A 21,153-nucleotide genomic window follows, 5' to 3' on the forward strand; every position below is an offset into this window, starting at 1 on the left:
GCGTGCCTGAGTGTGTGGGAACATCCCATGCTATCGCAGGGGAGCGGGAGGACGCCGGACCGCAGGCCGTCATCCTCCGCCGATAGCATCGGACCGTGTCGACCAGAGCCGCCTCCGGCCCCGTGAGAGCCGACCTCCAAGGCCTTCGCGCCGTGGCGGTCTCGCTCGTCGTGGTGTTCCATCTCTGGCCGGGGCTCGTGCCGGGCGGGTTCGTCGGCGTCGACGTGTTCTTCGCGATCTCCGGGTTCCTCATCACGGCGCACCTCCTCGCCGAGGTCGAGCGGTCCGGTTCGGTCCGACTCGGGCGGTTCTGGGCGCGGCGCGCACGACGGCTGCTCCCCGCCGCGCTCACCGTCCTCACGGCGACCCTCGTCGCGAGCTGGTACCTCGCGCCACTCGGGGACCTGCCCCGGTTCCTGCGCGAGATCGCGTGGTCGGGTCTGTACATCGAGAACTGGGCGCTCGCCGGATCCGCGGTCGACTATCTCGCGGCGGAGGACGCTCCGTCGCCCGTGCAGCACTTCTGGTCGCTGTCGGTCGAGGAGCAGTTCTACCTCGTCTGGCCGATCCTGGTCCTCGTCGCCGGCTGGCTCGCCGTGCGGTTCGCCCGACGCTCGGCTGCGCCGACGGTACGGCGTCGGGGCGTCGCGATCGCGATCGGACTCGTCTGCATCGCGTCGGCCGCCTGGTCGGTCGTCTTCACCGCGCAGGACCCGTCTCCGGCCTACTTCGCGACGACGACGAGGGCCTGGGAGTTCGCCGCCGGGGGACTGACAGCGATCCTGGTGGCCGAGGGAGCGCGGCGCGGGTGGGCGCTGCGGGCGGGTGCGCGCACGGTCGTCGCCTGGCTCGGGTTCGCCGCGATCGGGGCGGCTGCCGTCTGGTATTCGGGGGAGACGCCCTTCCCGGCGTTGACCGCGGCGCTGCCGGTGGGCGGGACGATCGCCGTGATGGCGGCCTGGGCCCCGGACGTCCGGTGGTCGCCGACCGCGCTGCTCGCCCGGGCGCCGATCCAGTGGCTCGGCGACCGCTCCTACGCGGTCTACCTCTGGCACTGGCCCCTCATCGTGTTCGGCGGGATCGTGCTCGCTCGGTCGGCCACCGTCCCCGAGCAGCTCGTCCTCCTCGTCATCACCGGCGTCCTGGCGGAGGTGACGACGCGGTTCGTGGAGCGCCCGATCCGGTTCGGGCGCATCGCCGGTTGGCGGCCCCGACGGGTCATCGGCGCGACCGCCCTCGCGATGAGCGTCCTGTTGGCCGCCTCGATCGGGGTGCTCCCCGGTGCCGAGGCGCGCATCGCGGCCGAACAGCAGCGCATCGAGACCCTGGTCGCGACCCCGTCGAACTGCCTCGGTGCCGCGGAGCTCGTCGATGCTGCGGCGTGCCCGCGAAGCGGCGGAGCGCCATCGGACGGTACGGACGGTTCTGGTGGCGAGACCTCGCGCGACGGTTCCTCGGCGTCGCCCGGGGACGAGACCCGCGGGGTCGTCATTCCCGACGCGTCGCTCGCCGACCTCCCGCCGGACCGCTGCATCACCGACATCCGGGCTGCAGCGTTCGAGGTCTGCGCCTACGGTGCCAGCGCGGAGCAGGCGACGAGGACGGTGGCGCTCATGGGCGACTCGCACGCCGAGCAGTGGTTGCCGGCGTTCGCGACGGCCGCCGAGGCGAACGGGTGGCGGCTCTTGGTCGCGGCGAAGAGTTCCTGCCCGTTCAGCGACGCCGAGCGCACCGAGCCCGGGACCAGCGCGGCGGTGCTCGCCGAGATGCGCGCCGGGTGCCTGAGCTGGAACCGCGACGCCCTCGAGCTGCTGCAGGACGAACCGGAGATCGACACGCTCGTCGTCTCGGCGCGCGCTCGGAACCCGGTCGTCGCCGAGGGGGACCGCGACTGGCGGGAGGTGGCCGCGGAAGCCTATGCGGAGCGCTGGGCGCTCGTGCCCGCGACGATCGAGCAGATCGTCGTGCTGCGCGACACCCCGACGATGTCGGACGACGTGCTGGAGTGCGTCCGCGACGACGCTGACCCGGAGGACGGGTGCGCCCGGAACCGGAGCGACGCGCTCACGGAGGATCCGCAGTACGAGGCCGCCCTCGCGAGCACCGACCCACGGGTCCGACCCGTCGACCTCTCGGACGCCCTGTGCGCGTCCGATCGGTGCTCGCCGGTGATCGGCGGTGTCCTCGCGTACCGCGACCACCACCACCTGAGCTGGGTGTACGCCGAGACCCTCGCGCCCGTCGTCCAGGCGGTGCTGGATCGGATCCCGACGCCGGAGTCAGACGGCGTCGCGCCCTGACGCCGCACCGGGCGCGATGAGGCGCGGAGCGTCGGCTGCGAGTCGGGCGGTGTAGGGGTGGGCCGGGGCGGTGAACACCTGCTCGGCGTCGCCATGCTCGACCACCCGTCCGTGCTGCATCACGGCGACCCGGTCGCTCATGTGCCGGATGACGCCGAGGTCGTGGGAGATCAGCAGGTAGCTCAGGCCGTGGTGTCGCTGCAGCTCGTCGAGGAGGTCCAGGATCCTGGCCTGGACGGTGACGTCGAGCGCGGAGACGGGTTCGTCGAGGATGAGCGTCGACGGTCGACTCGCGAGTGCCCGGGCGATCGCCACGCGTTGCCGCTGCCCGCCAGAGAGCGTCCGCGGGCGCGCGCGAGCCAGCGAGGGATCGAGGCCGACGTCCGCGAGGAGACGGGTGATGTCGCGAGGTGCGGCTTCGCGTCCACGAACGGCGTCGGCGAGGATGGCGTCGACGCGCCAGCGTGGGTCGAACGAGCTCAGCGGATCCTGCGAGACCCAGCCCAGACGGTTCCGTCGTGGACGACGCGCTTGCTCGGGGAGCTCCGACCACGGTTCGCCCTCGAAGAGCACGGCTCCCGACTGCGGCGCCGTGAGGCCGAGTGCGATGCGGGCGAGGGTGGTCTTGCCCGAACCGGACTCGCCGACCACGCCCAGGGTCGTCCCCGGGTCCAGGCGGAGCGAGACGTCGTCGACCGCGAGGATCGCCGAGGCGCCGCGGCCGCGTTCGAAGCTCCGGGTGACGGATCGGAACTCCAGCGCGGGTGCGTCCGATCCGGTCTGCGTCGTCGGGCGGGTGCCCGTCGCCGGCTGTTCGGCCATCGGGGCCGAGTCGACCGCCGGGTCCGCGCTGAGGTGCGTCCCTCGAGCGCGGTCGGTGGGGACCGCGGCGATGAGGGCTCGGGTGTACGGGTGTGTCGGCCTGGTCAGCACCTGCTCGGCCGGCCCCTGCTCGACGACGACACCGTGCTGCATCACGACGAGGTGGTCGGCGATCGACGAGACGACGGCGAGGTCGTGGCTGATCAGGAGGAGGCCCGCGCCGCGCCGCTTGACGTCGTCGAGGAGGCCGATGATGCGAGCTTGGACGGTGACGTCGAGCGCGGTCGTCGGTTCGTCGGCGATGAGGAGGTCGGGGTCCAGTGCGATCGCCGACGCGATGAGCGCGCGCTGGCGGAGCCCGCCGGAGAGTTCACCGGAACGTTGGCCGATGCGGGAAGCCGGGTCGGGCATGCCGACGGATTCGAGGAGTTCGAGCACCCGCCGGGTGCGGGCGGTCCGGTCGAGGTCGGTGCCGAGTCGGAGTGCGTCGTCGATCTCGCGCCCGATCGGTCGCAGGGGGTCGAGTGACACGAGGGCGTCCTGGAGGACGAGTCCGATGCGACGCCCGCGCAGGCGTCGCCAGGCCGATGCTCCGAGTCCGCGGAGGTCGATGCCGTCGAAGTCGAGTCGAGCGGCCGTCACCCGCGCCGATGCGCCGGCGAGGCCGAGGAGCGATCTGGCGGTCACGCTCTTGCCGGAGCCCGACTCGCCGACGATCGCGACGCAGGTGCCGCGCTCGACGTGGAAGGAGACGCCGGAGACGACGGCGTCCCCACTGCCGAATCCGACCGTCAGTGCTTCCACCTGGAGCAGTGGAGTGGAGTCGCTCATCGGCCGTCCTCCCGAGATCGGCGCTGGAGACCCCGGCCGAGGACCGTGGTGGACAGGGCGGTCGCGACGATCATCAGACCGGGGAACGCAGTGAGCCACCACGCCGTCGCGAGGTAGGTTCGTGCTGCGGCGAGCATGGCGCCCCATTCCGGCGCGGGTGGTTGCGCCCCGAGCCCGAGGTAGCTCAGGGCGGACGCCCAGACGACCGCCTGTCCGATGCCGAGGGTCGCGAGGACGAACAGCGGGGCGACGGCGTTCGGGAGGATGTGTCGGAACAGGATCCGGGCCGGCCCGTGCCCGAGCACTCGCGCGGCCTCGACGAAGTCGGAGGAGCGGACCTGGAGCAGTTGACCGCGGATGAGGCGCGCGTAGCCCGGCGCCGTCGACAGGCCGACCGCGATCGTCGCCGTGACGGGACCGGGCCCCGCGATGACGATCACGAGGAGCGCGAGCAACAGGCCGGGGAACGCGAAGAGCACTTCGAGGACGCGTCCTACGGCGAAGTCCGCGATCCGCCCGCCGACTGCGGCGATCGTCGCGAGGACTGCCCCGAGGAGTAGTCCGATGGCCGTCGCGGCGACGCCGATGAGGAGCGAGGTCCCCGCACCGTGTACGACCCGGCTCCAGACGTCGCGGCCGGACTCGTCCGTCCCGAACCAGTGCGAGAGGGAGGGCGGCGAGAACGCGGCCCGCGGGTCGACCGCCGTCGGTGACGCTGTCGCGAACAGCTGGGGGGCGAGCGCACAGCCGAGCAGGAACAGCACCACCACGGCCGCGACGATCTCGGGTGCGCCGAATCCCGATGACCGGCGCCATCCGCGGCGGACCCGGGCGTCGGCGCTTCCGGACGTCGGCGTGATCGCGAGCCCGCTCATGAACCGGACCGCCGGATCCGGTCGCGTGGGTCGAGCAGCTCCGCCGCGAGGTCCGCGAGGAACATGACGACGACGTAGGCCACCGCCGAGCTCAACACCACGCCGGTGACCACCGGGACGTCGCGCACGGTCACCGCCTGGAGCAGCGTCCGTCCGAGACCGGGCCGGGCGAAGATGGTCTCCACCACCACCGCGCCGCTGATGAGGTATCCGAAGGCCCATCCCGACAGGTTCACCGCGGGCACGGCGGCGTGGCGTAGGCCGTGTCTGAGCAGCAGGCCGGTCGTCGACTCACCTCGGGCGGCCGCGGAGACGGCGAACGGTGCGCTCCCCGCGTCGAGCAACGGTTCCCGCATCACCTGGGCCAGGAACCCGGCGACCGGGATGGCCAGGGTCAGCACCGGGAGGATGAGACCGACCGCATCACCCGTGCTCACCGGAGGGAGCCATCCGAGCCAGGTGCTGAAGAGCGTGATGAGGACGGTCGCGAGCCAGAACTGGGGGAGCGACGCCGCCACGAGCTCGACGGCCGATCCGAGGGCCGCGGACACCCGCCCGCCACGGGTCGACCAGACCGCGAGGCCGAGCGCCAGGAGCCAGGCGACGGCGAGCGACGCCGTGGCCAGCACCAGCGTCCCGCCGAGCTGGTCGGCGAGCACCTGGGCCACCGGCGTGCGGAGGGACGCCGACGCGCCCAGATCTCCCTGGACCAGCCGGACCAGTTGCGCCAGGTACTGGACGAGGAGCGGCTGGTCCAGGCCGTACTGCTCGCGCACCCGCGCGAGCGCTTCCGCCGACGCCTGGGAGCCGGGGCCACCGAGATAGGCCTGCGCCGGGTCGCCGGGGATCAGCCGGACGGCGAAGAAGGTGACCGTCGCGACCGCCCAGAGCACGAACACCGCACCGGCCAGACGTGCCCCGATCCGCCCGGCCAGGCGGCGGAGGTCGCGTCCCGAGCGGCCGACGGAGCTCACTCCACGAGCCAGGCGTCCCCGAAGACCGGCGTCGACACCGTCGGCAGCGCGCGGACGCCCTGCAGCGAGGTGCTCAGCAGGAAGTGGTTCTGCTGGTCGTAGAGCGGCAGGATGTAGTAGCCGTCGAGGATGATCTGCTGCGCCTGCTCGTAGAGGAACGCCCGTTCCTCGGGATCGAGGGTGTCGCTCGCCTGCTTCAGGATCTCGTCGAGCGCGGGGTCGTCCAGCTGGGCGTGGTTCGCGAAGTAGCCGCTCGGCGCCGGGACGATGCCCGAGGAGTCGTAGAGCACGCGGAGGACGTCCGGTCCCACCTTCGTGTACGGAGCGCTGACGGCCTCGTAGGCGTTAGAGCCGAGCGCCTCGTACCAGCTCGAGAGGTCGAGCAGCTCGAGCTGCACGTCGAAGCCGGCGTCGCCGGCTCCGGCCTGGATCTGCTCGAAGAGCGACTGCTCGGCCGGGATCGACTGGTTCGTGCTGACGGGGAACCGTACGGTCAGTCGGACGCCGTCCTTCGTCCGCACGCCGTCCTCGTCCTTCTCGGTCCAGCCGGCCTCGTCCAGGAGCGTGTTGGCCGCATCGAGGTCGTAGCCGAACAGGCTCTCGTCGGAGTAGGCGGTCGCCTCCGCACTCGACAGCGGGGAGTAGGAACGCTTCGCCGTGCCGAAGAACAGGGACTCGATGCCGGCGTTCACGTCCGTCGACCGCACGAAGGCCTCTCGCACGCGCTGGTCGTCGAACGGCGCCTGTCCCGCGTTGAGCTCGATGCGGTTCGAGGCACCGGGGCGCGGTGCGTCCAGGTCGACGATCGTCTTCGAGTCCTTCGCCTGCGCGATCGTGTCGGGCTGCGCGTTGTCGATGATGTCGACGTCGCCGCTCTGGAGTGCCGCGAAGCGCGACGCGGAGTCGGGGATGAAGCGCCACGTGATGCCGTCGAGGTACGCCGGCCCGTCGTTCGCGGCGTCGCCCGGTGCCGAGTCGTACGCGTCGTTCCGGACGAGCGAGACGTGGTCCTGCTTCACCCACTCGTCGACGACGAACGGTCCGGTACCGACCGGCGCATCGCAGTTCGCCGCTTCACCGCGGGCGATCCCCGTCGGGGACTCCATCGCCGTCCACGGCTGCGACAACGACTCCAGGAGCGCGCTGTCGGGAGCGGAGAGGATGAACCGGGCCGTCGTGGCGTCGACCGCCTCGACCGACGCGACCTTGCCCACCGCGAGGTAGCCCGTGGACGACTTCGTCGCCGGGTCCTGCAGGTGCTCGATGTTCGCCTTGACCGCCGCCGCGTCGAACGGGGTGCCGTCGGTGAACGTCACGTCCGACCGCAGCGTGAACTCCCAGGTCAGACCGTCCTCCGACGTCGTCCAGGATTCGGCGAGCCACGGGATGATCTCACCCTTCGCGTCTCGGGAGACGAGCGGCTCGAGGAACTGCGCACTCAACAGGGCCTGCGGGTAGTTGCCACCGACGTGCGGATCCAGACACGTGGGCTCGGCGTCCCCGCTGGCGTAGACGAGCGTCCCACCGGCCTTCGGCGTGCTCGACGCGGCCGGCGTCCCCGGTGCACACGCTGCGAGCAGGACCGCGAGCGGAACGAGCGCCGCGGCGATGCGCAACGGACGACGCGAGGATGCAGGGCGTCGACGGGCAGAGGAGGGGGATGCGGGCACAGGGACTCCAGAAGGCGATCGACCGGGTGCTGAGGGCCCGGTGGCGGCGTCGGACGAATTATTGGACGCCGTCTCGGAACCAGCATAGAGCCTCAGCACCACGCCCCGACCCCTCGCACGACGGCTAGGCTCACAGGCGGCGGAAGGAGCCCACATGGCACGACCACCGGCACGGAACGCCGTCGGCAGACCCCGACGATCCTCCCGACGCGTCCTCGAGGAGGCGGCCGCCGAACTCTTCCTCGAACAGGGATACCCCGGCACCACCGTCGACCAGATCGCGAGCCGCGCCGGCGTCAGCCGCAACACCTTCTTCAACTACTTCGGCTCCAAGAGCGACGTCCTCTGGGTCGACGTCGACGCCGCGCTCGCCGGACTCGAACGGGCGCTCGCCGCAGGCGGGGACACCCCTGCAACGGACGTCGCCGACGCGATGCCGTCCCTACAAGCCGCCCTCCTGGGTATCGCCGAGGAGCGCTCGAACGGCGCCGTGCCCTGGGCACTGACACAGATCGAGCTGATGGACACCGCGTGGGAACTGCAGGCGTCCGGTCTCGAACGTCTGCTGCGTCTCCAAGCCGTGCTCCGGGTCTCGCTCGCCCGCCTCGCCGTCCGCGCCGACGAGCTGACGATCCGTTCCGCTGCAGCGGCACTCGCCGGCGCGATCGTCGCCGGCGCCGGGGCCTGGGCGGCCGCAGGTGTCGGCCGGGGCGAGCTCGGCGACTACCTCCGCCGCGCGATCGCTCCGGTGGTGGACGGGTACGCCCGCGCCCTCGCCCGGATCGACGGGCCGAGCTCCTCGTAGCCGACCCTCCTCGCAGCCGCTCCGCAGGCTGTACGATGGGACCATCGACATCGATCCGGCCATCACCGGGGAGTCCTCGGCAGAACAGCGACCGCTCAGCGGGAGCCCAGTAGAACCGAGCGGGTCAGGCCCGTCACAGCCGATGCAGAGCGGCCGTTCCAGTGGAGCGGCAAGCGGGGTGGTACCGCGTCGGCAACGCCGGCGTCCTCGCAGGACCCACGAGACCTGCCAGGAGAACGATGAGCTACCCGAAGTCCCAGGAACCGACCCCAACCGCGTCGGCGTCGAACGGCGCTGCGTTCGGCGTGACGCCGTCGCCCAGCTTCCCCTCGATCGAGGAGGGGGTGCTCGCCCGTTGGGCCGCCGACGGCACCTTCCAGGCCTCCATCGACCAGCGCGAGGGCGCTCCGGAATGGGTGTTCTACGACGGCCCGCCCTTCGCGAACGGCCTTCCGCACTACGGTCACCTGCTCACGGGCTACGCCAAGGACCTCTTCCCCCGGTTCCAGACGATGCGCGGCAAGCAGGTGCACCGCCGGTTCGGCTGGGACACCCACGGCCTCCCCGCCGAGCTCGAGGCGGAGCGCCAGCTCGGCATCACCGACAAGCGCCAGATCGACGAGATGGGGCTCGCCGCGTTCAACCAGGTCGCACGCGACTCCGTCCTCCGCTACACGGAGGAGTGGCAGGACTACGTGACGCGCCAGGCGCGTTGGGTCGACTTCGAGCACGACTACAAGACCCTCGACGTGACCTACATGGAGTCGGTCATCTGGGCCTTCAAGCAGCTCCACGACAAGGGCCTCGCCTACGAGGGCTACCGGGTGCTGCCCTACTGCTGGCGCGACCAGACGCCGCTCTCCAACCACGAGCTGCGGATGGACGACGACGTCTACCGCTCCCGCCAGGACCAGACCGTCACGGTCACCTTCCCGTTGGTCGGTCCGAAGGCCGAGAGCCTCGGGCTCACCGCCGTCCGCGCGCTCGCCTGGACGACCACGCCCTGGACCCTGCCGACGAACGCCGCGCTCGCCGTCGGGCCCGACATCGAATACGCGGTCGTCCCGGCCGGCCCGAACGGCACCCCCGACGCCACGGTGCTCCGCGAGGAGGGCTCCGCCCACGCCGACACCGAGGTCCTCGGCGGCGAGTACCTCATCGCCTCGGCGCTGCTCGGCAACTACGCGAAGGACCTCGGCTACGACTCCGCGGCCGAGGCGCAGGCCGCCGTCTCCCGGACGATCGTCGGGCGCGAGCTCGAAGGCGTCTCCTACGACCGCCTCTGGGACTACTACGCCGACGCCGAGTGGGGCATGGAGCAGGCCTGGCGCATCCTCGTCGCCGACTACGTGTCGACCGAGGACGGCACCGGCATCGTGCACCAGGCCCCCGCCTACGGTGAAGAGGACCAGAAGGTGTGCGAGGCCGCCGGTATCCCGGTGATCGTCTCCGTCGACGACGGCGGGAAGTTCCTCCCGGAGGTGTCCGACGTCGCAGGTCTCCAGGTCTTCGACGCCAACAAGCCGCTCACCCAGTTGTTGAAGGCACAGGGCCGCCTCCTGCGTCAGGCGAGCTACGAGCACTCCTACCCGCACTGCTGGCGCTGCAAGCAGCCGCTCATCTACAAGGCTGTGTCGAGCTGGTTCGTCCGCGTGCCCGAGTTCCGCGACCGGATGGAAGAGCTCAACCAGGAGATCACCTGGGTCCCGGAGAACGTCAAGGACGGACAGTTCGGCAAGTGGCTCGCGGGTGCGCGCGACTGGTCGATCAGCCGCAACCGGTACTGGGGCTCACCGATCCCGGTGTGGAAGAGCGACGACCCTGCCTACCCGCGCATCGACGTGTACGGATCGCTGGACGAGCTCGAGGCCGACTTCGGCGTGCGCCCGACCGATCTGCACCGCCCGTACATCGACGAGCTCACGCGGCCGAACCCCGACGACCCCACCGGCCGGTCGACGATGCGCCGCATCACCGACGTCCTCGACGTCTGGTTCGACTCCGGATCGATGCCGTTCGCCCAGGTGCACTACCCGTTCGAGAACCGCGAGTGGTTCGACTCGCACAGCCCCGCGGACTTCATCGTCGAGTACATCGGCCAGACGCGTGGGTGGTTCTACCTCCTGCACGTGCTGTCGACCGCGCTGTTCGACCGGCCGGCGTTCACGAGCGTCGTGAGCCACGGCATCGTCCTCGGCAGCGACGGCCAGAAGATGTCGAAGTCGCTGCGCAACTACCCGGACGTCAACGAGGTCTTCGACCGCGACGGCTCCGACGCCATGCGCTGGTTCCTCATGTCGAGCTCGGTGCTGCGCGGCGGCAACCTCGTCGTGACGGAGGAGGGCATCCGTGAGGGCGTCCGCCAGGTGATGCTGCCGTTGTGGAACACCTGGTACTTCTTCTCGCTGTACGCCAACACGGCGGTCCCTGGTGGCTACGACGCCGAGTGGCGCACGGACTCCACCGACGTCCTCGACCGCTACATCCTCGCCAAGACACGTGAGCTCGTCGTCACGGTGACCGACCACCTCGAGGCGTTCGACGCGACCCTCGCAGCGGCCTCGCTGCGGGACTTCGCGGACGTCCTGACCAACTGGTACGTGCGTCGTTCCCGCGACCGCTTCTGGTCGACCGACGGCGGCGTCTTCGACCGCGACGCCTTCGACACGCTCTACACCGTCCTCGAGACGTACTGCCGGGTCGCCGCTCCGCTCCTGCCGCTCATCACGGAGCAGATCTGGACCGGCCTGACGGGCGAGCGCAGTGTGCACCTCACCGACTGGCCGGAGCCCGAGGCGTTCCCGGAGGACGCGGCACTCGTCGAGGCGATGGACCGGGTCCGCGAGGTCTCGGGTGTCACCCTCGCCCTCCGCAAGCAGGCCGGTCTCCGTGTCCGGTTGCCGCTCGCCTCGCTCACCGTGGTCACGCCCGACCCCGCGTCGCTCGCCCCGTTCGAGGCGATCCTCCGCGAGGAGCTCAACCTCAAGGCCGTCTCCTTCGCCGAGTTGACCGACACCAGCGGCACCGAGTTCGGCGTCACCTCGCGCCTCTCGGTCAACGCCCGCGCGGCGGGCCCGCGCCTCGGCAAGACGGTGCAGCAGGCGATCAAGGGCGCTCGGAGCGGCGACTGGTCCGAGGTCGACGGCACGGTCACGGCCGGCGGCATCGAGCTCGTCGACGGCGAGTACGAGCTCGTCATGGAGGCGTCCTCGGGCGCCGCCGGTGGCGTTGCGCTCGCGCTGCTGCCCTCGGGTGGCTTCGCTCTCCTCGAGACCACGCTGACGCCCGAGCTCGAAGCGGAGGGACTCGCCCGAGACGTCATCCGTGCCGTGCAGGACACCCGGAAGGCGGCGGACCTGCAGGTGAGCGACCGGATCCGGCTGCAGCTCCGATTCGAGGACGACGCCGACGAACGCGCGGTGCGCAGTGCCCTCGACGTGGTCGACCTCGCCGGCGACACCCTGGCGACGTCCCTGACCTGGTCCGACGACGAGGCGCAGGCTGGAGCGTCGGGCTTCGCCCAGTCGTTCGCGGCCGGGAAGTTCGGCAACGCCGGAGCCTTCACCGTGACCGTCGCGCGTGCAGAGGAGACCGCCGATGTCCGATGACCTGATCCCCGGAGACGAGTCGTCCGCGGCCGATGCCGCCGACGCCGTGTACCGCGAGCTTCTGGAACGGCTGGGGGAGGCACAGCCGCAGCCGCGTCTCGGTGCCACCAAGCGGGCGCTCGAGCTCCTCGGCAACCCTGAGTCGTCCTTCGCGATCATCCAGATCGCCGGAACGAACGGCAAGACGAGCACGGCCCGCATGATCGAGAGCATCCTCCGCGCCCACGGGCTCCGCACCGGTCTCTTCACGAGTCCGCACCTCGTCCGGTTCACCGAGCGCATCGGGATCGACGGCGAGCGGATCTCGGACGAGGCCGTCGCCAGGAACTGGGACGACATCAAGCCGTATCTGGCGATGGTCGACGCCGAGCTCACGGCGGCCGGTGAGCCCGCGCTGACCTTCTTCGAGGCGCTCACCGTCCTGGGGTTCGCCTGCTTCGGCGACGCCCCCGTCGACGTCGCCGTCGTCGAGGTGGGGATGGGCGGTGCCTGGGACTCGACGAACGCCGCCGATGCCGAGGTCGCCGTCTTCACGCCCATCGACCTCGACCACGTGCAGCGTCTCGGCAAGACGATCGCCGAGATCGCGCGCACCAAGGCCGGCATCATCAAGCCCGGTGCGCAGGTGGTCTCGGCCGCGCAGCATCCCGACGCGCGTCAGGCGATCGTCGACGCCGCCGCGGCGGTCGACGACCCGGCCGTGTTCGAAGGTGAGGAGTTCGCCCTCGTGCAGGACGCCGTGGCGGTGGGCGGACAGCTCATCACCGTCCGAGGGCGCGCCGGCACCTACCCGGAGCTGTACCTCCCGCTCTACGGTGACCACCAGGGACGGAACGCGACGCTCGCGATCGCCGCGGTCGAGGCGTTCCTCGGCGGAGCGACCCAGCCGATCGCGGAGGACGTCCTCGCGGAGGGCCTCACCGAGGTCGCCTCCCCGGGGCGTCTGCAGCTCATCGGCACCGAGCCGACCGTGCTCGTCGACGCTGCGCACAACCCGCACGGTGCTGCATCCCTGGTCGCCGCACTCGGCAGCTACTTCGACGTCGACGAGATCGCCTTCGTGGTCGGCATCCTCCAGGACAAGGACGCCGCCGGCATCCTGACGACCCTGGCGCCCGCCGCATCCGGCTTCTTCTTCACCCAGTCGGAGTCGGAGCGGGCGATCCCCGGCGAGGAGCTCTCGCGCCTCGCCGCGTCGCTCGACCTGCCGGCGTCGACCTTCGCCGACACGCTCGACGAGGCCGCTGAGGACGCACGGCGCTGGGCCGAGGAGGCGCCGCGCCGGCTGGTGGTGATCACCGGCTCGATCACCCTCGTGGGCGAGGCGATCGAGATCGCCGACGACCGGGAATGGAAGGCGACCGCATGAGCGGCATGGCACGGAGTCGGGCTCCACGGAGCATCAAGCAGACCCTCGGATCGATCATCCTCGGCTTCGAGATGATCGTCATGTTCCTCGGCGCGCTCGTCATCTTCGGGCTGAAGGCCCTCCCGGCCCCGGTCGCGTTGATCGGCGGAGCGGTGCTGTGTCTGATCATCGTCGCGACGATCCCGCTCCTGCGATTCCGCTGGGGGTATTGGCTGGGCTGGGCGGTGCAAGCCGCTATCGTGGCTACCGGCCTGCTCGTGCCGATGATGTTCCTCGTCGGCGGGATGGCCGCAGCCGTCTGGACCTATGCGATGGTCCAAGGCGACAAGATCGAGCGTCAGCAGGCGCTCTACCGAGAAGCGAAGGATTGACCGTGGCTGTTGAAGAAACCCTGGTACTCGTGAAGCCTGACGGCGTCGCACGCAACCTGACCGGCGAGATCCTCCGTCGGATCGAGGCGAAGGGCTATTCGCTCGTGGACCTGCGCATGGTCGAGCCGGACCGCGAGCTCCTGGCCGCCCACTACGCCGAGCACGAGGGCAAGCCGTTCTACGAGCCCCTCGTCGAGTTCATGCTGAGCGGTCCCGTCGTCGCGATCCGCGTCGCCGGCAACCGTGTCATCGAGGGCTTCCGCTCGCTCGCCGGCACGACCGACCCGACCACCGCCGCGCCCGGGACCGTCCGCGGCGACTTCGGCCGCGACTGGGGCCTCAAGGTCCAGCAGAACCTCGTCCACGGCTCGGACAGCCCCGAGTCCGCCTCCCGCGAGCTCGCGCTCTGGTTCGCCTGACGCACCGACTCCGCACGACGAAGCCCGCCTCCGATTCCGGGGGCGGGCTTCGTCGTGCGCGTCCGGCGGCCGTTCGGGCCGCCACCGGCTACAGGTAGGACAGGACGTCGAGGCGGAGCTGGGCGATGACCGCCACCACGAGGTAGCACCCGAGCGTCACCACCACGATCCACGAGGACACGACCCCGGCGACGCGGCGGACGGCGGGGGACGCCGGGATGATGCCGTTCCGCAGGGTGAACGAGGTCACCGCGATGAACGAGGGGATCGTCACCGACCAGGTGACCATGCACCACGGGCACAGCGTGCCGAGGACGAAGATGCTCTGCGAGATCAGCCAGATGACGAATCCCAGCGCACCGAGGAACCCGATGTTGAAGGCGATCCAGAACCACCGCGCGAACTGCGCACCGGCGAGGACCGCGACGCCGACGGCGATCGGGGCGATCCAGGCGGCGAGGCCGATGATCGGATTCGGGAATCCGAGGATGGCACCCTGCCAGGAGTTCAGGTTGACCCCGCACTGCACGAGGATGCTCAGATTGCAGCCGAGCTGGGCGTTCGGATCCTGCAGGAGCTGGAACTTGTCGAGGGTGAGCGCGAACGCCGCGATCCACCCGATGACACCTGCGACGATGAGGAAGATCGCGAGGCCCGTGGGGCGCGCGTCGATGACCGGAGTTGACACGCCCTGATTCTCGCACGCCCGCCTGAACGGTGGCGGGACATGCCCGGGTGGTCCGTACTCAGGACCGTCGGCCCTGTTCGTGCGATAATCGTGGGGTGGTGCCCGAGCCGCGCTCGACCGCACGACACAACAGGCTTGTTGGGCAATGAGAGCCCAGGACCCGCCGGCACGTGCCGGCACGATCGTGAGAGCTCCGAGAGCCAGCGATCACACAGGATTTGCGAACGGCTGCACCCGCGGCCGCACGCACGAGACGAAGAACCGGAGGGTGGCGCGGCCACCGACCCGGCATAGGGGAGTACACCAGGAATGGTGAAAGAGCACACCGAGGATCCGGCCACGCCGGGGACCGAGCACGAACCGACCGACCAGCACCTCACGACGCCCGAGACGGCGGACGAGTCGACCAGCACCGAGACGGACGCCCAGGCGGCCGGGCCCGACGAGCAGTCGGCACCTGCCGCACCGGTGCGTCCACCGACCACCATGCTGCTGTTCCAGGCGCCCGACCTGCCGCCGATCGTCCACCGCGACGACGAACCGCTCGAGGCGGAGCTCAGCTCGTCGAGGCGTCGCACGCGTCGTCGTGCCGGCGAGGACGGACCGGAGCAGGGCGAGCGGGGTGGCGACTCACGCCCCGACACCCGCAACGTGGTCAAGGTCCGCACGCCGCGTGAGCCCGAACTCATCACCGAACCGCAGAAGGTGCGCGGCTCGACGAGGCTCGAGGCCAAGAAGCAGCGTCGCCGTGACGGACGCGACGCCGGTCGTCGTCGTCCGGTCGTCACCGAGGCCGAGTTCCTCGCCCGCCGCGAATCGGTCGACCGTGTCATGGTCGTCCGCTCCAAGAACGGCAAGACGCAGATCGGCGTCCTGGAGGACGGCGTGCTCGTGGAGCACTACGTCGCCAGGAGCCAGGAGGCGTCGCTCATCGGCAACGTCTACCTCGGCCGCGTGCAGAACGTCCTCCCCAGCATGGAGGCGGCGTTCGTCGACATCGGTCGCGGACGCAACGCGGTGCTGTACTCCGGCGAGGTCGACTGGGACTCCGTGGAGACGGGTAGCCAGCCCCGCCGGATCGAACTCGCGCTCAAGGGCGGCGACAAGGTCCTCGTCCAGGTCACGAAGGACCCGGTCGGACACAAGGGCGCGCGCCTGACGAGTCAGGTCTCGCTCCCCGGTCGGTACCTCGTCTACGTGCCGAACGGCTCGATGAACGGCATCTCGCGCAAGCTGCCCGACACGGAGCGCGCCCGCCTGAAGAAGATCCTCAAGGAGGTCCTCCCGGAGAACGTCGGCGTCATCGTCCGCACGGCCGCCGAGGGCGCGACCGAGGAGCAGCTCACGCTGGACGTCACGCGGCTGAAGTCGCAGTGGTCGGAGATCTCCCGTCAGATCGAGACCGTGCAGTCGCCGGCACTGCTGCACAGCGAGCCCGACCTGCTCATCAAGATCATCCGCGACGTCTTCAACGAGGATTTCCACAAGCTCGTCATCCAGGGCTCGGACGCGTTGCAGGACATCCAGAGCTACCTGCGCGGTGTCGCCCCCGACCTGCTCGAGCGTGTCGAGCCGTATGACGGCACGGGTGACTCCTTCGTCGACTACCGCATCGCCGAGCAGATCGAGAAGGCGCTCGACCGCAAGGTCTGGCTGCCGTCCGGCGGATCCCTCGTGATCGACCGCACCGAGGCCATGACGGTCGTCGACGTCAACACGGGGAAGTTCGTCGGTTCCGGCGGCAACCTCGAGGAGACGGTCACCAAGAACAACCTCGAGGCCGCCGAGGAGGTCGTGCGTCAGCTGCGACTGCGCGACATCGGCGGGATCATCGTCGTCGACTTCATCGACATGGTGCTCGAGTCGAACCGCGACCTCGTGCTGCGCCGCCTCGTGGAGTGCCTCAGCCGCGACCGCACGAAGCACCAGGTCGCCGAGGTCACCTCGCTCGGTCTCGTGCAGATGACGCGCAAGAAGCTCGGCCTCGGCCTGCTCGAGACGTTCAGCGAGCCCTGCGAAGTCTGCGCCGGACGCGGCGTGGTCGTGCACCACGACCCCGTCGTGAAGCACCGCCAGACGCCGCAGCCGGAGCAGCAGCGTCGGCGCGGCAAGGGCGGGTCGCAGGGCGGCCAGCCGTCCTCGAACGGCCAGAGCGCCCAGCAGAAGCCGGCGGGACAGACGCACGGGATCACCGACGACGCGAAGAACGCGCTCGCCCTGATCGCGGCGCGCACACTGCACCACGAGGAGCTCGCCGCCGCCGAGGCCGTGGCCGACGCCGTCGTGGCCGAGGCGCAGCACACGCAGGCGCAGCACACCGAGGCGCAGGGTTCCGAGGAGTCGGTCGCGGACGAGTCCACGACGTCACCGGAGGATCAGTCCGGATCGCACGACGGTCGTCGGAGCCGGCGCGAGAAGCGCGAACCGCGTCGTCGTGGCGGTGACGGGTCCCGCCGGGGTGCTTCGGAGGAGCGCTCCACCGAGGCGCCGACCGAATCCGCGGCCCCGACGCTGGCCTTGCTCGACCTGCCGATCGCACCGGTCGCCGACAAGCCGCGTCGCGCAGCCGTCGCGGACCCCGAGCACCTGCTCGAGTCCGTCCTCGACGCGCTCCCCGAGCCGAAGCAGCCGGGCCAGGGTCGCGGCCGGAGCCGCCGGGTGTCGACCGCTTCACTCGCGGGCGGACAGGCCGTCGGCTCGGACGGCGCCCAGCGTCAGGCCGAATAGTCCGGTCGCATCAGGACGGCGCGTCTCCTCGGGAGGCGCGCCGTTCGCGTGCGGTGATGCGCAAGCCGCTGGCGATGAGTCGACGGACGAGTTCGCCGCCGGTCACCGCGACGGCGCCGGCCGCCACGAGCGAGGCATGGCGCTCGGCGGGGACGTCGTAGTGGTCGAGGTCGAACGATCGCGGCGGGAGCCCGGTGCGTCCGGCGAAGGCGTGCAGCTCCTCCAGGGAGCTGTCGCTCACCACGTGGGACCAGAGCGTGCCGTGCGCCGGCCACAGCGGGGGATCGATGAGCACCGTCATGCCTCCATCCAACCATCGGGCCCCTCGCGCGATTCCCGTCCGTGGCCGGACGCGCCGGGCACCCGGCCGGCGTTCAGGAGCCCCCGGGGTACACTGGTCGAGTGCGTCCGGTGTGGGAGCCGTGAGGAACAGCCTCGGTCACGAGGTTCTGTGCCCACTGGTTTGACCTGGACTGCACGATGAAGTAAACTCGACCGTTGGTGTGCATTGAGTTTTCAATGCCACGCCCAACGGTTTTCTGCCATCAAGGTGTCCCACGTGTTCGAGCCTTTCCGAGCAGTAACTTCCAGCAACAGTCAGTCGGAGCGTTTCGCTCCCCAAAGAACGGGTACGTAGTGGTTTACGCAGTTGTGCGCGCCGGAGGACGGCAGGAGAAGGTCGAGATCGGAACCATCGTCACGATGGACCGGGTCAAGGCCGACAAGGATGGCAACATCGAGCTTCCCGCGGTGCTCCACGTCGACGGTGAGAAGATCATCTCCGACGCGAAGTCGCTCGCGAAGATCACGGTGACGGCCGAGGTGCTCGAGAACCTCCGCGGTCCGAAGATCATCATCCAGAAGTTCAAGAACAAGACCGGTTACAAGAAGCGTCAGGGGCACCGTCAGGAGCTCACGCGCGTCAAGATCACCGGCATCAAGTAAGGCATCGAGGAGAAGAAGAGATGGCACACAAGAAGGGTGCGAGTTCCACTCGCAACGGTCGTGACTCCAACGCACAGCGTCTCGGTGTGAAGCGCTTCGGCGGCCAGGTCGTCCTCGCGGGCGAGATCCTCGTCCGTCAGCGCGGCACGCACTTCCACCCCGGCGCCAACGTCGGTCGTGGCGGCGACGACACGCTGTTCGCCCTCGAGGCCGGCTCCGTGCAGTTCGGCAACAAGGGTGGCCGCAAGGTCGTCAACATCGTCGCTGCTGCAGAGTAGCAACAACGTCTTTCCAGCAGGGGGCGGGCTTCGGCCCGCCCCCTGCTGTCGTACAACCGAGTTCCATGATCCAGAGAGGGGCTGAGCGTCCATGGTCACATTCGTCGACCGGGTCACACTGCACCTGCGAGCGGGCGGCGGCGGCAACGGCTGCGTCTCCGTGAAGCGCGAGAAGTTCAAGCCGCTGGCCGGCCCCGATGGCGGCAACGGCGGACACGGTGGTGACATCGTGCTCGTGTCCGATCCTCAGATCACGACGCTGCTCGGATACCACCGGTCACCGCACCGGAGCTCCGACACCGGCGGCTTCGGCATGGGCGACCACCGCAACGGGTTCCAGGGCGAGACGCTCATCCTGCCGGTCCCCGTCGGGACGGTCGTCAAGGACGTCGACGGCGTCGAACTCGTCGACTTCGTCGAGCCCGGCATGGAGTTCGTCGTCGCTCCCGGCGGCCAGGGCGGCCTCGGGAACGCGGCACTCTCGTCGACCAAGCGCAAGGCCCCAGGCTTCGCGCTGCTCGGCACGCCCGGCTGGGAAGGCGACGTCCTCCTCGAGCTGAAGACCGTCGCCGACGTCGCGCTCGTCGGGTACCCCTCCGCCGGCAAGTCCAGCCTCATCGCGGCGATGTCCGCGGCGAAACCCAAGATCGCGGACTACCCGTTCACCACCCTGCACCCGAACCTCGGCGTCGTCGAGGCCGGCGAGGTCCGCTACACCATGGCGGACGTCCCCGGACTCATCGAGGGCGCCAGTGAGGGCAAGGGCCTCGGTCTCGAGTTCCTGCGTCACGTCGAGCGCTGCTCCGCGCTCCTGCACGTGCTGGACTGCGCGACGCTCGAACCGGGACGCGACCCGATCAGCGACCTCGACATCATCCTGGCGGAGCTCGCCGCGTATCCGGTGCCGGAGGGGCAGACGCCGCTGGTCGAGCGCCCGCAGCTCATCGCCCTCAACAAGATCGACGTCCCGGAGGCGAGGGAGCTCGCCGAGTTCCTGCGTCCCGACCTCGAGGCGCGCGGCTACAAGGTCTTCGAGATCTCGACGGTCTCGCGCGAAGGCCTCCGACAGCTCTCGTTCGCGTTGAGCGAGCTCGTCGAGGAGAGCCGCGCCCGCGCAGCCCTCGAGGCCGCCAAGCCTCGGATCGTGCTGCGCCCGAAGCCGGTCGACGACTCCAAGTTCACTGTCACGGTCGAGGGTGGCACCTACGGCAACCTCTACCGCATCCTCGGCGCGAAGCCGGAACGTTGGGTGCAGCAGACGGACTTCAACAACGAGGAGGCCGTCGGGTTCCTCGCGGACCGCCTGGCGAAGCTCGGCGTCGAAGAGGCGCTCTTCAAGGCCGGTGCCGTCGCCGGCGCGACCGTGATGATCGGTGCGGGTGGCGGTGTGGTCTTCGACTGGGAGCCCACACTCACGAGCACCGCGGAACTGCTGACGCAGCCGCGTGGAACGGACCCGCGTCTCGATGCGAGCCACCGCCCGACGCGCAACCAGCGTCGCGACGAGTACTTCGAGCGCATGGACGCCAAGGCCGAGGCCCGTGCCGAGCTGCTCCGCGAACGTGCGGCCGGTCTCTGGAACGACGACGAGGGCTTCGAGGTCGGCTCCGTGCCGGCCGACGCGCAGCAGGACGAGGGTGTCACGACGGAGGACGACGACCGGTGACCATCCACCAGCGCAGTGGCATCCCCTCGGCGCGACGCATCGTCGTGAAGGTCGGGTCCTCCTCGATCAGTGGCGACAACGCCGGGCAGATCACTGCGCTGGTCGAGGCTCTGGCCGAGGCGCACGCCCGAGGCACCGAGGTCATCCTCGTGTCCTCGGGCGCCATCGCGACCGGGATGCCCTACCTCCGCCTCGACGCCCGTCCGAGCGACCTGGCGACGCAGCAGGCGGCTGCCGCCGTCGGGCAGAACGTGCTGATCTACCGGTACCAGGACAGCCTCGACCGGTTCGGCATCGTCGCGGGCCAGGTGCTGCTCACCGCCGGCGACCTCGAGAACCCCAGTCACCGGAGCAATGCCCAGCGGGCGATGGAACGCCTCCTCGGGTTGCGCATCCTGCCGATCGTCAACGAGAACGACACCGTCGCGACACACGAGATCCGGTTCGGCGACAACGACCGCCTTGCCGCCCTCGTGTCGGTCCTCGTCGCGGCCGACGTCCTCGTCCTGCTGAGTGACGTCGACGCGCTGTACACCCGCCCTCCGCACGAAGCGGGTGCCGAGCGCATCGAGGAGGTCCCGTTCGGAGACACCCTCTCGGGCGTCACCTTCGGCGACATCGGCTCCGCGGGCGTCGGCACCGGGGGAGCGGGCACGAAGGTGTCGGCCGCCCGGTTGGCCGCCGAGGCGGGGACGTCCGTCCTCGTGACGTCGACCACGAACGTCGCGTCCGCCCTCCGCGGTGAGCACCTCGGCACCTGGTTCCAACCGGCGTGACGCGGAGAGCGTCCACCAGACGCCGCTGA

General features: G+C 70.2%; 17 protein-coding genes. 11 read left to right on the forward strand and 6 right to left on the reverse strand.

Going from position 1 to position 21,153, the window contains the following annotated elements:
* The first annotated feature begins 95 nt into the window (after positions 1-95).
* Positions 96-2,300: an acyltransferase family protein gene (locus ITJ66_RS20150; protein ID WP_194644466.1), complete on the forward strand. Its 2,205-nt coding sequence runs from the start codon at positions 96-98 to the stop codon at positions 2,298-2,300.
* Here the strand turns inward: ITJ66_RS20150 and ITJ66_RS09695 are convergent.
* From ITJ66_RS09695 to ITJ66_RS09710, 4 genes are read right to left on the reverse strand one after another with little or no spacing between them, the layout of a single operon-like run.
* Positions 2,280-3,953 (reverse strand): ABC transporter ATP-binding protein, encoded by a 1,674-nt coding sequence (locus ITJ66_RS09695; protein WP_194644467.1) that lies wholly within the window; start codon positions 3,951-3,953, stop codon positions 2,280-2,282. The two genes, ITJ66_RS20150 and ITJ66_RS09695, sit on opposite strands and share 21 nt — an antisense overlap.
* Complete coding sequence (locus tag ITJ66_RS09700; protein WP_194644468.1) at positions 3,950-4,828, reverse strand: ABC transporter permease; 879 nt, start codon at positions 4,826-4,828, stop codon at positions 3,950-3,952. Before ITJ66_RS09700 ends, ITJ66_RS09695 begins: the two co-directional genes overlap by 4 nt.
* Positions 4,825-5,802, reverse strand: coding sequence for an ABC transporter permease (locus ITJ66_RS09705; protein WP_194644469.1), 978 nt, complete (start codon positions 5,800-5,802; stop codon positions 4,825-4,827). Before ITJ66_RS09705 ends, ITJ66_RS09700 begins: the two co-directional genes overlap by 4 nt.
* Positions 5,799-7,418, reverse strand: a complete 1,620-nt coding sequence (locus ITJ66_RS09710; RefSeq protein ID WP_228501548.1) for an ABC transporter substrate-binding protein — start codon at positions 7,416-7,418, stop codon at positions 5,799-5,801. Before ITJ66_RS09710 ends, ITJ66_RS09705 begins: the two co-directional genes overlap by 4 nt.
* A 208-nt stretch (positions 7,419-7,626) precedes the next feature.
* Here ITJ66_RS09710 and ITJ66_RS09715 point away from each other — a divergent pair, with 208 nt between their 5' ends.
* From ITJ66_RS09715 to ndk, 5 genes are all read left to right on the forward strand, one after another.
* Positions 7,627-8,277 carry a TetR/AcrR family transcriptional regulator gene (locus ITJ66_RS09715; RefSeq protein WP_191940922.1) on the forward strand — a complete coding sequence of 217 codons (651 nt, stop codon included), beginning with the start codon at positions 7,627-7,629 and terminating at the stop codon, positions 8,275-8,277.
* Positions 8,278-8,516: 239 nt separating this feature from the next.
* Positions 8,517-11,885 carry an isoleucine--tRNA ligase gene (ileS, locus tag ITJ66_RS09720; protein ID WP_194644470.1) on the forward strand — a complete coding sequence of 1,123 codons (3,369 nt, stop codon included), beginning with the start codon at positions 8,517-8,519 and terminating at the stop codon, positions 11,883-11,885.
* Positions 11,875-13,254: a folylpolyglutamate synthase/dihydrofolate synthase family protein gene (locus ITJ66_RS09725; protein WP_194644471.1), complete on the forward strand. Its 1,380-nt coding sequence runs from the start codon at positions 11,875-11,877 to the stop codon at positions 13,252-13,254. Before ileS ends, ITJ66_RS09725 begins: the two co-directional genes overlap by 11 nt.
* Positions 13,251-13,625, forward strand: coding sequence for a DUF4233 domain-containing protein (locus ITJ66_RS09730; RefSeq protein WP_064295611.1), 375 nt, complete (start codon positions 13,251-13,253; stop codon positions 13,623-13,625). Before ITJ66_RS09725 ends, ITJ66_RS09730 begins: the two co-directional genes overlap by 4 nt.
* Positions 13,626-13,627: 2 nt before the next feature.
* Positions 13,628-14,044, forward strand: a complete 417-nt coding sequence (ndk, locus tag ITJ66_RS09735) for a nucleoside-diphosphate kinase (protein ID WP_194644472.1) — start codon at positions 13,628-13,630, stop codon at positions 14,042-14,044.
* Between the two features lie 88 nt (positions 14,045-14,132).
* Here the strand turns inward: ndk and ITJ66_RS09740 are convergent, their stop codons facing one another.
* Positions 14,133-14,732, reverse strand: a complete 600-nt coding sequence (locus ITJ66_RS09740; protein WP_194644473.1) for a vitamin K epoxide reductase family protein — start codon at positions 14,730-14,732, stop codon at positions 14,133-14,135.
* Between the two features lie 312 nt (positions 14,733-15,044).
* Here ITJ66_RS09740 and ITJ66_RS09745 point away from each other — a divergent pair, with 312 nt between their 5' ends.
* A complete protein-coding gene (locus ITJ66_RS09745) occupies positions 15,045-17,459 on the forward strand; it encodes an Rne/Rng family ribonuclease (RefSeq protein WP_370582605.1) in 2,415 nt (804 codons plus the stop codon).
* 10 nt (positions 17,460-17,469) lie between these two features.
* Here the strand turns inward: ITJ66_RS09745 and ITJ66_RS09750 are convergent, their stop codons facing one another.
* Entirely contained in the window at positions 17,470-17,760 is a 291-nt protein-coding gene (locus ITJ66_RS09750; RefSeq protein ID WP_064295598.1) for a DUF4031 domain-containing protein, read from the reverse strand.
* 335 nt (positions 17,761-18,095) lie between these two features.
* Between ITJ66_RS09750 and rplU the strand changes: the two genes are divergently transcribed.
* The 4 genes from rplU to proB all read left to right on the forward strand — a co-directional run bounded on the left by rplU (position 18,096) and on the right by proB (position 21,124).
* On the forward strand, positions 18,096-18,404 hold the full coding sequence (gene rplU / locus ITJ66_RS09755) for a 50S ribosomal protein L21 (protein WP_079002324.1): 309 nt from the start codon (positions 18,096-18,098) through the stop codon (positions 18,402-18,404).
* Positions 18,405-18,424: 20 nt separating this feature from the next.
* Positions 18,425-18,682, forward strand: coding sequence for a 50S ribosomal protein L27 (rpmA, locus tag ITJ66_RS09760; RefSeq protein ID WP_056006626.1), 258 nt, complete (start codon positions 18,425-18,427; stop codon positions 18,680-18,682).
* Between the two features lie 91 nt (positions 18,683-18,773).
* On the forward strand, positions 18,774-20,348 hold the full coding sequence (gene obgE, locus ITJ66_RS09765; protein WP_079705726.1) for a GTPase ObgE: 1,575 nt from the start codon (positions 18,774-18,776) through the stop codon (positions 20,346-20,348).
* Complete coding sequence (proB, locus tag ITJ66_RS09770) at positions 20,345-21,124, forward strand: glutamate 5-kinase (protein ID WP_079002325.1); 780 nt, start codon at positions 20,345-20,347, stop codon at positions 21,122-21,124. The genes obgE and proB overlap by 4 nt, the downstream gene beginning before the upstream one ends.
* The last annotated feature ends 29 nt before the right edge of the window (positions 21,125-21,153 follow it).

The sequence above is a fragment of the Plantibacter sp. VKM Ac-2885 genome (assembly GCF_015351205.1).
GTDB lineage: Bacteria > Actinomycetota > Actinomycetes > Actinomycetales > Microbacteriaceae > Plantibacter > Plantibacter auratus.

Excerpts from the sequence above, each read along its gene's own strand:
- ITJ66_RS09750 (WP_064295598.1), bottom strand. The coding sequence starts at position 17,760 with ATGACGGTGCTCATCGATCCCCCGCTGTGGCCGGCGCACGGCACGCTC.
- rpmA (WP_056006626.1), top strand. The coding sequence starts at position 18,425 with ATGGCACACAAGAAGGGTGCGAGTTCCACTCGCAACGGTCGTGACTCC.
- ileS (WP_194644470.1), top strand. The coding sequence starts at position 8,517 with ATGAGCTACCCGAAGTCCCAGGAACCGACCCCAACCGCGTCGGCGTCG.
- ITJ66_RS09715 (WP_191940922.1), top strand. The coding sequence starts at position 7,627 with ATGGCACGACCACCGGCACGGAACGCCGTCGGCAGACCCCGACGATCC.
- ITJ66_RS09695 (WP_194644467.1), bottom strand. The coding sequence starts at position 3,953 with ATGAGCGACTCCACTCCACTGCTCCAGGTGGAAGCACTGACGGTCGGA.
- ITJ66_RS09730 (WP_064295611.1), top strand. The coding sequence starts at position 13,251 with ATGAGCGGCATGGCACGGAGTCGGGCTCCACGGAGCATCAAGCAGACC.
- obgE (WP_079705726.1), top strand. The coding sequence starts at position 18,774 with ATGGTCACATTCGTCGACCGGGTCACACTGCACCTGCGAGCGGGCGGC.
- ITJ66_RS09700 (WP_194644468.1), bottom strand. The coding sequence starts at position 4,828 with ATGAGCGGGCTCGCGATCACGCCGACGTCCGGAAGCGCCGACGCCCGG.
- ITJ66_RS09725 (WP_194644471.1), top strand. The coding sequence starts at position 11,875 with ATGTCCGATGACCTGATCCCCGGAGACGAGTCGTCCGCGGCCGATGCC.